Raw genomic sequence first — 14,013 nt, forward strand, 5'->3', positions numbered from 1 at the left:
TCCTGCTGGAATATACGTGAGGGCGACGCGGTCGGTCGGAAGTATCCCATAGTCATAACAGGAACTTATGCCGTCTACGGACCTCAGTTTGCGCCAGGTCGAGGCCTTTTGCTCCTTGATGCGGTGGCGTAGCGTCACTCGTGCCGCGCAGGCGCTCGGCATTTCGCAGCCTGCGGTGAGCCGCCTGCTTGCCGACTTCGAGACGAAGATCGGGCTCGCGCTATTCGAGCGGCGCCAGGGCCGCCTGCTGCCGACCGCCGAAGCGCATGCGCTGCACGACGAAGTCGAGCGCGCTTTCTCCGGTTTCGAACGCGTGGTCCAGGCGGCTGCGCAGATTCGCGCGCAGCGGCGCGGCGTGCTGCGCGTGGCCGCATCGGCGGATCTTTGCGCCGATTTTCTGCCGCGCGTTGCGGCAGCGTTCGCGAGCGAGCACGAGGGCGTCGATCTCGAACTGCTGACGGGTGACGCCGCGGAGGTTGCCGAGCGCGTGGCGACGCAACGCTGCGATCTTGGCTTCGTCACGCGGGCCGTCGCGCATCCTGGCGCGCGTCTCGAGTGTCTGGGCGAGTGGCCGCTGCGCTGCATTTTGCCGCGCGGCCACCGGCTCTCGCGCAAGCGCGTGATTCATGCCGAAGACTGCGCTGGCGAGCGCTTCATTTCGTTTGCTGCCGCCAGCGAGGCGCGCATCGGTATCGACCGGCTGTTTGCCGAATGCGGGGTGTCGCGCGAGCTTGGCGTCGAAGTGGTGCTGGCGCAATCCGTGGTGGCGATGGTGGAAGCGGGCATGGGCGTCGCGCTGGTCGATGCGCTGACGGCCCAGCATGCGACCGCTCGGGTGAGTGTGAAGCGCTTCATGCCCACGCTGCCAGGCGCGCTTCATGTCGTGCGCAGCGCCCAGCGCCCAGCGACCGTGCTGGGCGACGCGTTCGTGCGCCATGCCGCCGCGGCGGTGGCGCGCTTGCGTTGATCGTCCGCTTGCACACACGGCGCGGGGAGTGCCGCGTGCGCGTGGAGGAAGGGATCTAAAGTGCCGCGCACATAAAAAACCAGCCAGGGCTTGCGCCGTGGCTGGTTTGTGCAGCGTGTAGTTTTTAGCTGCGCGGTCTCGCTCGCTTCGCCGGAACGGCTCGTCAGCCAGATCCGGCGCCGGGCCGAAGCCCGGTGCAACGCGTTTGCTTAGAACTTGTGGCGGATGCCGACGCTGACCAGGGTCTGCGAGCTCGAAGCCGAGTTGAAGCTGTACGAACCGATTGCTGCGCCGGCGTCCGACGTGCTGCCGTCCGAGTTGCGCTGCGTGCCGCTTGCGTGCTGGTAAGCCGCCACGCCGTACAGGTCGGTGCGCTTCGACAGGTTGTAGTCCGCGCCGACCGAAACCTGGTGGTACGTGTTCGACGTGTCGCCCGAGCCGTGCGTGTACGTGTAGCCGAGGCCGAGCAGCAGGGCCGGGTTCAGCTGATAGCCGAGGAAGCCGGCAGCGACGTTGTAGCGCTGCGTCGAGGCGAACGTCGAGTAGCCGTCCGACTTGAACTGAACGTTGCTGTAACGTGCGCCGAGCGTGAACGAGCCCAGCACATATTGCGCGGCAACCGAAGCCGTACCGATCGACTTGGCCGAAGCGTAGGCGGCGTTGATCTGGTTGTCGAACACGGCGTCCGACGTTGCACCCGAGGACCAGCCGATGTTGCCCTTCGAATCCGTGCGCGACGCGAGCGTCGAGCCGTTGTCCATGCGGAAGTAGCCAGCGGCGATGTTGAACGAGCCGATGCCGTACGTGCCTGCCGCACCCCAGCTCTGACCCGAGCCCGTTGCGCCGGCCACGCCGCCCAGAGCGTACATGCCTTCGAACTGGAAGCCTTGCAGGACCGGCGAGACGTACTTGATGGCGTTGTTCGTACGCGAGCTGTTGTCGTTGTTGTCGACGTCACCCGGCGTTGCGAACGTGCTGCCGAAGTAGTTGTCGGCGGTCAGCGGCTGAACCATGTCGACCAGCGGGTCGTACTGGCGGCCGAGCGTGAGCGTACCGAACTGGTCGTGCGACAGGCCGACGAGTGCCTGACGGCCGAACATCTTGCCGCCCTGACCGAGCGCGCCGCTATTGATGTCAAAACCATTTTCCAATTGGAAAATTGCCTTCAGACCGCCACCGAGGTCTTCCGAACCCTTCAGGCCCCAGCGGTTGCCCGACAGGTTGCCGCCGGCGAGGCCGACCTGGTTCGCGTTCTTGCCGTTGGCGTCCATCGTGTTGTGCGCCCATTGGACCGATTCGTCGATCACACCATAGAGGGTCACGCTGCTTTGAGCGTGCGCGGCGCCGGCTGCGGCCAAGAGGGCCAGTGAGAGGGTCGAGAGAGCGACTCGTTTCATTCTGTTTTCTCCACGCAGAAATTGTGTAGTTGTTGCGCGATGGAGAATAACGCAGCCGGCCGATGCACCTGAACTGAAAAAAAAAATTTGTCGCAAAAAGCTGACACCGGCCAGAATGCCTTGTCAGACGGGGCCTGCGTCGATTATGTCGATTTTTGGAATATTGGATTGTTGACCGAGCATTATTGTCGTTTTTGATAAAAGTTCCGTAAATACGCGCTATTTTTGGGCCTTGCTGTGGCCTTTGGTAGCGCGCGCAATGTGCCCGGATTCGTTGCCGCGGCGACGCCCGGCGGCCGCCGTCACGGCGAGCGCGGCGCTCGCGGCGAGGAGCACCGAACTCCAGGGATGACGCTTTACATAGCGGTCGGCGGCCGCGACCGCGCGGCCTGCCTGGACCAACGTGAGCGCCGCCGCATAGGTTGCGCTGTCCTCCATGCGCACGACCGGACGGCGAATCCGCAGGCTCGACCGGCTGCCCCCAAACGCCCCGCCATGCGCGCTCGCGCGACCCACCGCGTCGGGTGGTGTTTCCGATAGTGTCGATTTGGCTGCAGAAACGGCGGGAGTAAAGAAGGAAGGCGCGACGGATATGGGTTTGGAATCGTTTCCGATCGGAATAATGCTTGGTGACGGCGCCGCCGCGCGCGTGGCGACATGGGGGATATCGTGCGGCGGCGCAATGGTCGAGGCGGCGAGCACCGAGGCGAGCTTTGCCCGGCTGCCGGGCGGTGTTTCCTTGAGGAAACCCCACGCGCCGCGTGGGTCGTGCATGCGTCCGCGCGCGGCCGAGAACTCCGCGCCGAGCAGCAGCACCGCCGCCGAGAAATAGAGCCACATCAGTAGCACCGCGAGCGAGCCCGCGGCGCCGAAGGCCGTCGCCATGCCCGCATGCGCGAGATAGAGCGCGAAGAGCTTCTTGCCGGCGGAGAACAACACCGCCGCGACGATGCCGCCCACCATCGCGTCGCGCCATCGCACGCTGGCGTCGGGCAGGAAGCGCAGCAGCGCGCCGAACGCAACGGCCAGCACCACGAGGCCCACGGCGAGCTGCAGCAGGTTGCCGATGAATATGTAAGGAGAATTGCCCCAGAGCCATTGGCCGACGAAGGTGATCGCCGTGTCGAGCACGAGCGAGACGATCAGCAGGAAGGCGACGCCCAGCACGAGGCTGAACGAAATGAGCCGCACGCGCACGAGCGCCATTACGCTGGAGGCGCGCGGCCCTTCCGGCGGCCAGACGATGTTCAGCGCGGAGTTGAGCGAGGAGAACGTTGCAGACGCGCCGATCACGAGCAAGCCGAGCGAGATCAGCGCGGCGACGCCGCCCGTGCCGCCCGCGCGGTGCGCGTTCTGCACGATGGTGGAGATGCCTGCGGCAGCGTCGTCGCCGAGTACGTTGTGCACCTGGCGAAAGAGCTCGCCGCGGGCGGCGTCGTCGCCGAAGAACCAGCCGGCCACCGCGATCACCATGACGAGCGTGGGCGCGAGGGAAAACGCCGAGTAAAACGCAATGCTGGCCGCGAGCGACGGGCAGCGATTGGCGATGAACTGGCGCAGCGCGCCGATCACCCACGACGCTTCCTTGCGCGCGGCGGACTGGAGTCGTTCGGTTGAAAGCGTCGACATGCTGGCGCGCCTTGCGGTGTGCCCGCTGTGTATCTGCGATGGATCTTCAGTCACAAAGATGGCTCGTTGGCTATTTTGGCTATTTAATATAGCAAGCATGGTTCCCGGGCGACCCCGCCTTGCGCACGCTGGAAGCTCGCGAACATCCGGTGCGATCCGTCGCCCAAAACGTCTTATACTGAAAAAACCCACAACCAGAAGCCGAGGACGAATCATGCTGCAGATGTCCCGGCGTCAGTTCCTCAAGGTCACGGCAACATCGCTGGCGGGTTCCAGCCTGGCGTTGATGGGCTTCGCGCCCGACAACGCGCTTGCCGAAGTCCGACAATACAAACTGGCGCGCACCACAGAAACCCGCAACACCTGTCCGTACTGCTCGGTCGGTTGCGGGATCCTCATGTACGGTCTCGGCGACGGCGCGAAGAACGCCACGACGAGCATCATCCATATCGAAGGCGACCCCGATCACCCTGTCAACCGCGGCACGCTGTGCCCGAAGGGCGCGAGCCTGATCGATTTCATTCATAGCGAGAGCCGCCTCACGTACCCCGAGTACCGGGCGGCCGGCTCGAACGAGTGGAAACGCATCTCGTGGGACGAGGCGCTCGACCGCATCGCGAAGCTCATGAAAGAGGACCGCGACGCGAACTTCGTCGAGAAGAACGCCGACGGCAAGACCGTCAACCGCTGGCTGACCACGGGCATGCTGGCTGCCTCGGCGGGCAGCAACGAGGTCGGCTATCTCACGCACAAAGTGGCCCGCAGCATGGGCCTGCTCGCATTCGACAACCAGGCGCGTGTCTGACACGGCCCGACGGTGGCAGGTCTTGCCCCGACGTTTGGCCGTGGAGCGATGACGAACCATTGGGTCGACATTCGCAATGCGGACGTGATTCTGGTGATGGGCGGCAATGCGGCCGAGGCGCACCCGTGCGGCTTCAAGTGGGTCACGGAGGCGAAGGCGCACCGCAAGGCGCGGCTCATCGTGGTCGATCCGCGCTTCAACCGTACGGCATCGGTGGCGGACTTCTATGCGCCGATCCGCACGGGCACGGACATCGCGTTTCTTGGCGCCGTAATCAACTATTTGCTCACGAACGACAAGATCCAGCACGAGTACGTAAAGAATTACACGGACTTCTCGTTCATCGTGCGCGAAGACTACGCGTTCAGCGACGGCATTTTTTCGGGCTACGATCCGCAGAAGCATTCGTATCCGGACAAGTCGTCGTGGAACTACGAGATCGGCGAAGACGGCTTCGTGAAGACCGACGACACGCTGCAGAACCCGCGCTGCGTTTACCAGTTGCTGAAGCAGCATTATTCGCGCTACACGGCCGATATGGTCGAGAAGGTGTGCGGCACGCCAAAGGAAAAATTCCTCAAGGTGTGCGAAATGCTTGCGAGCACGGCCGAACCTGGCCGTGCGGGAACGATCCTGTACGCGCTCGGCTGGACGCATCATTCGATCGGCTCGCAGATCATCCGCACCGGCGCGATGGTGCAACTGCTGCTCGGCAACATCGGCATCGCGGGCGGCGGCATGAATGCGTTGCGCGGCCACTCGAACATCCAGGGGCTCACGGACCTCGGACTCATGTCGAACCTGCTCCCGGGCTACATGACGTTGCCGTTCGAGGCCGAGCAGAACTACGACGACTACATCAAGAAGCGCGCGCAGCAGCCGCTGCGACCCAACCAGTTGAGCTACTGGAAGAACTATGGCGCTTTCTTCGTGAGCTTCATGAAGTCCTGGTGGGGCGACGCGGCCACGAAGGACAACAACTGGGGTTACGACTGGCTGCCGAAGCTCGACAAGCCGTACGACCTGCTGCAGACCATCGAGCTGATGAATCAGGGCAAGGTGAACGGCTATATCTGCCAGGGCTTCAACGTCATTGCGTCCGCGCCCGACAAGGCCAAGACCCTTTCGGCGCTCAGCAAGCTCAAGTGGCTCGTCATCATGGACCCGCTCGCCATCGAAACTTCGGAGTTCTGGAAGAAGTACGGCGACTATAACGACGTCGATACCGCTTCGATCCAGACCGAGGTGTTCCGCTTGCCCACCACATGCTTTGCCGAGGAAAACGGCTCGCTCGTGAGTTCGAGCCGCGTGCTGCAGTGGCACTGGAAGGGCACGGAGCCGCCGGGCGAGGCGCGGAGCGACCTCGAGATCATGTCGGGCCTGTTCCTGCGCGTCCGCGCGGCGTACCAGAAGGACGGCGGCAAGCTGCCCGATCCGATCGTCAAGCTCGACTGGCCGTACTCCGATCCGGCGAGCCCCACGCCGGAAGAGCTGGCGAAGGAATACAACGGCCGCGCGCTCGCCGATCAGACGGACCCGAAGGATGCTGCCAAGGTGCTCGTGAAGAAGGGCGAGCAGCTTTCGGGTTTCGCGCAGTTGAAGGACGACGGCACGACCGCCAGCGGCTGCTGGATTTTCTGCGGTGCATGGACCCAGGCGGGCAACCAGATGGGCAGGCGCGACAACGCCGACCCAACGGGTATCGGCCAGACGCTCAACTGGGCCTGGGCGTGGCCGGCGAACCGGCGCGTGCTTTATAACCGCGCGTCGTGCGATACGGCGGGCAAGCCCTTCGATCCCACTCGCAAGCTGATTGCCTGGAACGGCAGCGCATGGGCGGGCGCGGACGTACCCGACTACAAGGTCGACGAAGCGCCCGGGCAGGGCATGGGGCCGTTCATCATGAATCCCGAGGGCGTGGCGCGTTTCTTCGCGCGCGACGGCATGAACGAAGGCCCATTCCCTGAGCATTACGAACCATTTGAAAACCCGCTCGGCCATAATCCGTTCCACCCGAACAACCCGCTCGCCACGAACAATCCGGCCGCGCGCGTATTCCCCGACGACCGCAAGACGTTCGGGACCGCGCAGCAGTTCCCGCACGTCGCGACCACGTACCGGCTCACCGAGCATTTCCACTTCTGGACGAAGCACGCCAGACTGAACGCGATCATCCAGCCGCAGCAGTTCGTCGAAATCGGCGAGGCGCTGGCGAAGGAGGTAGGCGTGGTCGCGGGCGACCGCGTGAAAGTGTCGAGCAACCGCGGCTATCTGATCGCCGTAGCGGTGGTCACCAAGCGCATCAGGCCACTCACCATCGACGGCAAGACCGTGCATACCGTTGGCGTGCCGCTGCACTGGGGTTTCAAGGGGCTGACGAAACCGGGCTATCTGACGAACACGCTCACGCCTCCCGTAGGCGACGCGAATTCGCAGACGCCCGAGTTCAAGTCGTTCCTCGTGAAAGTGGAAAAGGCATAGGGGACGCGAACCATGGCATGGCAATCACTCGACATCAAGCGTCTCTCCGCTACGACCACGCCGCCGCCCGGCGTGCGCGAGCCGGTCACGGGCACGGTCGCGAAGCTCATCGACGTAAGCAAGTGCATTGGCTGCAAGGCGTGCCAGACGGCGTGCATGGAGTGGAACGACCTGCGCGACGAGGTCGGCATCAACAGGGGTGTCTACGATAATCCGCCCGATCTCACCGAGCATTCGTGGACCGTGATGCGCTTCTCGGAATACGAGAACCCCAAGGGCGACCTCGAATGGCTGATCCGCAAGGACGGCTGCATGCATTGCGAGGACCCGGGTTGTTTGAAGGCATGTCCGTCGCCGGGCGCGATCGTGCAGTACACGAACGGCATCGTCGATTTCCACGAGGAAAACTGCATCGGCTGCGGCTACTGCATTACGGGCTGCCCGTTCAATATTCCGCGCCTCTCGCAAAAGGACCACCGCGTCTACAAATGCACGCTCTGTTCCGATCGTGTGGCCGTGGGGCAGGAGCCCGCCTGCGTGAAGACATGCCCGACGGGCGCGATCGTGTTCGGCACCAAGGAAGACATGAAGCAGCACGCGGCCGAGCGCATCGTGGACCTCAAGGAGCGCGGCTTCGCGAATGCCGGGCTCTACGATCCGCCGGGCGTGAGCGGCACGCACGTGATGTACGTGCTGCATCATGCGGATCAGCCTTCGCTCTATCACGGCCTGCCCGAGAATCCGCGCATCAGCCCGTTCGTGAGGCTCTGGAAGGGCGCAGCCAAGCCGATCGCGCTCGGCATCATGGCGCTCACCGCGCTGGCCGGGTTCTTCCATTACACGAGGGTCGGCCCGAACGAAGTGACCGAAGAAGACGAAGCCGCCGCGCGCGCAGAAGCGCGGCGCATGCGTGGCGAACCACCCGAGGAGCGCAACGATGAAAGACGATGACCCGCAGCTGATCGAGCGCTATACGCCCAACGAGCGCAGCAACCACTGGATCACCGCGATCAGCTTCATCCTGCTCGCGCTTTCGGGGCTCGCAATGTTTCATCCGGCGATGTCCTGGCTTTACGCGGTGCTGGGCGGCGGGCAGTGGACGCGCATTTTGCACCCGTTCATCGGCATCGTGATGTTCGTCTCGTTCCTGATTCTTGCGCTGCGTTTCTGGCACCACAATTACCTGGACCGCAACGACATCCAGTGGATGAAGCAGATGGGCGACGTGCTCAACAACCGCGAAGACAGGCTGCCCGAGATCGGCCGCTACAATGCGGGACAGAAGCTGTTATTCTTCGTGATGGTGGTTTGCCTCGTGCTGTTGTTCTTGAGCGGCATCGTGATCTGGCGGCGGTATTTTTCGGTCTATTTCCCGATCGAGATTATCCGGCTCGCTGCGGTGGTGCATGCGATAACGGCGTTCGTGCTGATCTGCGGCATCATCATCCATATCTATGCTGCGCTATGGGTGAAGGGTTCGGTTGGCGCGATGACGCGCGGATACGTTACCTGGGGCTGGGCGAGAAAGCATCATCCGCGCTGGTTTCGCGAGAGCATCAAGTAACGCACAGGCTGCGCGCCGCTCGCCGTGAACGCGGCGGCGGCGCACCCGGCAAACCGCCGGCGCTCGCAAGGGCGCGGCGGTTTTTTTTGTTGAGCGTTCCGGAGCAGACTTGCCGTGACACAACGCATTCTCGATCCGCAGCAAATTCAGGCGCTCGATCCCTCGGCCATACCGCGCATTCGGCTGCCCGAGCGCCTCGGCTTTTTCAGCACGCGCGCCACGCGCCTGCGGCATCTCGCGGACCACAATCCGATTGGCGGCTATGTGCGGCTGATGGCGGCGCTCGTCGACGCGCAACAGCAGGCCCTCGAAAACTTCCGTGCCGCGCTGCCTTCTCGCGAAGCGATCGAAAGCGCGCAACGGCATTCCATGCCGATACTTCCCGCACTTGCGGGCGAGCGCGACCCGCAATGGCGCGCGGTGCTCTACCGTCTCGCCGATCGTGTGGAGGCCGCCGGCGCCGTGGCGCCCGCACTCGCGAAAGTGCTCGACGAACTGCGCACCCTGAACGAGGCGCAACTCGACGCCCAGGCCGATGCGATTCTCGCCCAGCGCTACACCGAAATCGCGCCCGCCATCGCGCCGTTCATCGTGGCTGCGTTGCAAGTGGTGTGGACCGATCTCGCGAGCCGCATCGACGTGCAGGACGTTCCCTATGTCGATGCGCCGGGCGTATGCCCCGTATGCGGCTCGCCTCCCGTGGCCAGCATCGTGCGCATCGGCGGCGCATATCAGGGCTATCGATACACGCAATGCGGCTTGTGCGGCGCCGAAACGCACGTGGTGCGAGTGAAATGCACGAACTGCGATTCGACGAAAGGCATCGCCTATCATGGCATCGACGGCGGCAGCCCCGCGCTCAAGGCCGAATCGTGCGACGACTGCCGTACGTATCGCAAGATCGGCTATCAGGAGAAAGATCCGGACTTCGAGCCGCTTGCCGACGACCTCGCGAGCCTCACGCTCGACCTGCTGATGAGCGACGCGGGATACCGTCGCGCGAGCCCGAATCCGTTGCTGTGGCCTGAAGTGCCCGGCGACCAGTAAGGAGCCTGGCGCGCCATGAGTGAAGCTGTGGGACACACTACGGAACGCGACGCACGCGCGCTCAACGCGCTGCTCGCGAAGATGCCGGCGGTCGAGCGCGTGATTGCCTCGGCGGATGCACAACCTCTGATTGCGCAGTACGGACGCACCCAGGTGCTCGATGCGATACGCGCGACGCAGGACGCCTGGCGAGACGACGCGCAGGCAGGCGTACTTTCGCACGTATCGCAGGACTCCGAACCTTTCGCGCTGGAGCGCGTGCTTGCCGCTGCGGCGCAGCGTCTGGCCGAACGCGCGCAAAGCCGGCTGCGTCCGGTATTCAATTTCACCGGCACGGTGCTGCATACGAATCTCGGCCGCGCGTTGTTGCCCGAAGAAGCGGTAAAAGCCGTGGTGCAGGCGCTGACGCAACCAGCCAACCTCGAATTCGATCTCGCGAGCGGCAAGCGCGGCGACCGCGACGACCTGATCGACGCGCTGATTTGCGAGCTGACCGGCGCCGAAGCCGCAACCGTCGTGAACAACAATGCGGCGGCGGTGTTGCTGCTGCTGAGCGCGCTGGCCACGCGCAAGGAAGTCGTGGTTTCGCGCGGCGAGCTGGTGGAGATCGGCGGGGCGTTTCGCATTCCCGACATCATGAGCCGCGCGGGCGCACGCCTGCGCGAGATCGGCACGACGAACCGCACGCATCTCAAGGATTACGAAGCCGCGATCAACGCGCGCACGGCGCTGCTGATGAAGGTGCATTGCAGCAACTATGCGATCAGCGGCTTCACGAAGAGTGTCGAACTCGAAGAGCTCGCGCCGCTCGCGCGGCAGCATGGGCTGCCGGTGGCCGTCGATCTCGGCAGCGGGACGCTCGTCGATCTCGCGCAATGGGGCTTGCCCGCCGAGCCCACGGTGCGCGCGACGGTGCAGGCGGGCGCCGACCTCGTGACGTTCAGCGGCGACAAGCTGCTGGGCGGCCCGCAGGCGGGTTTGATCGTCGGCCGCAAGGATTTGATCGCGAAGATCAAGAAGCATCCGCTCAAGCGCGCGCTGCGTGTGGGCAAACTCACGCTCGCGGCGCTCGAACCGGTGCTGCGGCTCTACCTGGCGCCCGAGTTCCTGCAGGCGCGACTCACGACATTGCGGCTTCTCACGCGCCCCGCTACGCAGATGCACGAAGCCGCGCAGCGCGCGCAGCCCGCGCTGCAAAGCGCATTGGGCGAGACGTATGCGGTGAGCGTCGAGCCGATGTTCAGCCAGATCGGCAGCGGCGCGCTGCCCGTTGACGTGCTGCCGAGCAGCGGGCTCGTCGTACGCCACGCGGGCAAGGGCAGCAGCGGCCGCGCGTTGCTCAAGCTCGAGCGCGCCTTGCGCAACCTGCCGCGCCCCGTCATCGGCCGCATTGCCGACGACGCCTTGCGACTCGACCTCCGTTGCCTCGAATTCGCCGACGAAGCGGCGTTCGTTGCGCAACTCGCGGAGCTTCGCCTGTGATCGTCGGCACGGCGGGGCATATCGATCATGGCAAGACGACGCTGGTTCGCGCGCTGACCGGCGTGGACACCGATCGCCTGAAAGAAGAGAAGGCGCGCGGCATTTCGATCGAACTGGGCTATGCATATCTGCCGCTCGCCAATGGCGACGTGCTTGGTTTCATCGACGTGCCGGGCCACGAAAAGCTCGTGCACACGATGGCGGCGGGCGCGTGCGGCATCGACTTTGCCTTGCTCGTGATCGCGGCCGACGATGGCGTCATGCCGCAAACGCGCGAGCATTTCGCCATCCTGCAGTTGTTGGGCGTGCAGCAGGGCGCGATAGCGCTCACCAAGGCCGACCGCGTGGATGCCGAGCGGCTTGCGGCCGTGCGCGCAGAGATCGCCGCGTGGCTCGCCGACACGATGCTTGCCGACGCACCGGTTTTCGAAACTCGCGCGACGCAGCCGCGCGACGAAGGTGTCGCGCGTCTCGACGCATGGCTGCGCGAGCGCGCGGCAGAATGGCGGGCGCGGCGCGATGACGGCCTGTTTCGCCTAGCGGTGGATCGCGTGTTTACCTTGGCGGGCCAGGGCACGGTGGTCACGGGCACCGTATTCGCCGGACGCGTGAAGGCGGGCGATGCTGTCGTGCTCGCGCCGGCGGGCGTGCCAGTGCGCGTGCGCGGCCTGCACGCGCAGAACCGCGCCGCGCCGACGGGCCATGCGGGCCAGCGTTGCGCGCTCAACCTTGTCGGCATCGACAAGGCGCAGATCGCGCGCGGCGACTGGATTGTCGATGCGCGCCTTGCCGAACCGGCCACGCGCCTCGACGTCGAATTGCATCTGCTCGACGAAGCCGGCCTGACGTTGCAGCACTGGTCGCCGCTTCATGTGCATCTCGGCACGACACATCGCATGGCGAACGTCGCGTTGCTCGAAGGCGAGACGCTCGCGCCGGGCGGTTCCGCGCGCGTGCAACTCGTATTCGAAGCGCCTTTGCACGCGTTGCCGGGAGATCGCTTCATCGTCCGCAATGCGCAGGCGAACCGCACGGTGGGTGGAGGGCGCGTACTCGATCCGTTTGGTCCGTCGCGGCGGAGACGCACGCCTGAGCGCAAGGCATGGCTCGACGCATTGCGCATCTGGCTGGACGAGGAGCGGCTCGCGCCCTTGATCGAAGAAGCGCCGCGCGGTATTTCGCGCGCGATGTTGATGCGGTTGACCGGCTATGCCGATACGGCGCTGGCATTGCCCGCCGATGCAATTGCCATCGCGCCGCAAGGACGCGACGACAAAGGCGCGGTGATCGCTCGAGCGCACTGGACCAGGCTCGCGGCGCGCATCGTCGAGGCGCTCGCCGGGTTTCATGCGCGCTGGCCTGACGAGCAGGGTCCGGACGCGGCACGCTTGCGCCGCATGGCCGCACCGCTCATGGGCGATGCCGTGTGGCGCGCCGCGATCGAGGCGCTCGTGATGGAGGGCCGGGTGGCGCGCAGCGGGCCGTGGCTGCATTTGCCTTCCCATGCGGTGACGCTCGACGCTGAAGACGAAGCACTCGCGGCGCGCCTCATGCCCTTGATTGCGCAAGGGCGCTTCGATCCTCCATGGGTGCGCGACCTCGCGCGGGAGACGCGGCAGCCGGAAGAGACGGTGCGCGCGCTGCTCCGCAAGCTCGCGCGGCTCGGCACGGCGTATCAGGTCGTGCGCGATCTGTTTTACGACCGTGACGCGGTGCAAGTGCTCGCGCGCATCGTTGCGCAGATCGCCCATGAGCAAGGCGGCGCGGTGAGCGCCGCGGCGTTTCGCGACGCCACGGCATTGGGCCGCAAGCGTGCGATCCAGATTCTGGAGTTCTTCGATCGCGTTGGATATACTCGCTTCCAGCGCGAACGGCATCTGTTGCGGTTCGATAGCCGGATGCGCGAATGGTTGTAGGCACATCGCTGCGTGCCTGCGATTGCGGGTTCATTGTGCCGTTAAGCATAAAGTGGCCGAGAAATAAAACATAACGTGGCCACATCTCTAAGCCTTTCTGCTACTGGAAGGCAGACCGATAAAGAATAACTTGGCCCAACGTAACGAATTAAAGCATTACGTGGCCAAAAGAAAATCTCCTTGTGCAACAGCCCCATTTTTGCTGCGTGCTGAGCGTGCTCGGCACCGCTAGCATGGTGTTGCCGTGAACTCAGGTGTGGTTCGCGAAAACAGTGAGGTTGTCGTGACAATGTTCGAAGAGTGTTCGCGTGCGAAGCCATTGGGGCAGCGGCTCCTTGAGGAGCTTGCCGTTGACCCCGAGTCCCTACGACGTTCCAGCTCCAGGAGACTGCAATGCCCATCTGGAAACCACGCTCAGCTTCGGTATTGCCAAAAATTCCGCTATCGCGATGGCGAGTGCTTTTGAGCATTTTCGGCATCAATTTCAAGCTCCGTTTTCATTCTCGGCCGAAGCCTCATCGTGCTGCCAGCCTGGATGATTGGCATGGCAGTGAGGTGGCCGGTGTGCATGATTACGGCGAAACGGGACATTTCGTGTCCCACGGCATTGGCGCCCATGTAAAACTAACCGTAAGCGGTCCATCTTTAACGTCTAGTCCTGATCGACAGGAGCGAGGAGCATAGGGGTCCACCAATTCGAGGTGGACACCTATGCCTGACAAAGA

General features: G+C 64.2%; 9 protein-coding genes. 7 read left to right on the top strand and 2 right to left on the bottom strand.

Going from position 1 to position 14,013, the window contains the following annotated elements; all coding sequences use genetic code 11:
* The first annotated feature begins 67 nt into the window (after positions 1-67).
* Positions 68-967 carry a LysR substrate-binding domain-containing protein gene (locus BLU17_RS27870; RefSeq protein WP_092004466.1) on the top strand — a complete coding sequence of 300 codons (900 nt, stop codon included), beginning with the start codon at positions 68-70 and terminating at the stop codon, positions 965-967.
* A gap of 209 nt (positions 968-1,176) precedes the next feature.
* Here BLU17_RS27870 and BLU17_RS27875 read toward each other — a convergent pair whose 3' ends face one another.
* Together BLU17_RS27875 and BLU17_RS27880 are read right to left on the bottom strand one after the other, a co-directional pair.
* Positions 1,177-2,364: a porin gene (locus BLU17_RS27875; RefSeq protein WP_092004469.1), complete on the bottom strand. Its 1,188-nt coding sequence runs from the start codon at positions 2,362-2,364 to the stop codon at positions 1,177-1,179.
* Positions 2,365-2,583: 219 nt separating this feature from the next.
* Entirely contained in the window at positions 2,584-3,993 is a 1,410-nt protein-coding gene (locus BLU17_RS27880) for a YihY/virulence factor BrkB family protein (protein ID WP_092004471.1), read from the bottom strand.
* A gap of 214 nt (positions 3,994-4,207) precedes the next feature.
* Between BLU17_RS27880 and fdnG the strand changes: the two genes are divergently transcribed.
* The 6 genes from fdnG to selB all read left to right on the top strand — a co-directional run bounded on the left by fdnG (position 4,208) and on the right by selB (position 13,288).
* Entirely contained in the window at positions 4,208-7,279 is a 3,072-nt protein-coding gene (fdnG, locus tag BLU17_RS27890; protein WP_143189362.1) for a formate dehydrogenase-N subunit alpha, read from the top strand.
* Between the two features lie 12 nt (positions 7,280-7,291).
* Positions 7,292-8,230, top strand: coding sequence for a formate dehydrogenase subunit beta (fdxH, locus tag BLU17_RS27895; RefSeq protein WP_092004481.1), 939 nt, complete (start codon positions 7,292-7,294; stop codon positions 8,228-8,230).
* Positions 8,217-8,843, top strand: coding sequence for a formate dehydrogenase subunit gamma (locus BLU17_RS27900; RefSeq protein ID WP_092004484.1), 627 nt, complete (start codon positions 8,217-8,219; stop codon positions 8,841-8,843). Before fdxH ends, BLU17_RS27900 begins: the two co-directional genes overlap by 14 nt.
* Positions 8,844-8,957: 114 nt before the next feature.
* The gene (fdhE, locus tag BLU17_RS27905; RefSeq protein WP_092004488.1) at positions 8,958-9,890 is read left to right on the top strand and encodes a formate dehydrogenase accessory protein FdhE; all 933 of its coding nucleotides are present in this window, start codon (positions 8,958-8,960) and stop codon (positions 9,888-9,890) included.
* Between the two features lie 15 nt (positions 9,891-9,905).
* Positions 9,906-11,372: an L-seryl-tRNA(Sec) selenium transferase gene (gene selA / locus BLU17_RS27910; protein ID WP_092004491.1), complete on the top strand. Its 1,467-nt coding sequence runs from the start codon at positions 9,906-9,908 to the stop codon at positions 11,370-11,372.
* The gene (gene selB / locus BLU17_RS27915) at positions 11,369-13,288 is read left to right on the top strand and encodes a selenocysteine-specific translation elongation factor (protein ID WP_092004495.1); all 1,920 of its coding nucleotides are present in this window, start codon (positions 11,369-11,371) and stop codon (positions 13,286-13,288) included. The genes selA and selB overlap by 4 nt, the downstream gene beginning before the upstream one ends.
* The last annotated feature ends 725 nt before the right edge of the window (positions 13,289-14,013 follow it).

Source organism: Paraburkholderia lycopersici (assembly GCF_900096975.1).
Lineage (GTDB): Bacteria > Pseudomonadota > Gammaproteobacteria > Burkholderiales > Burkholderiaceae > Paraburkholderia > Paraburkholderia lycopersici.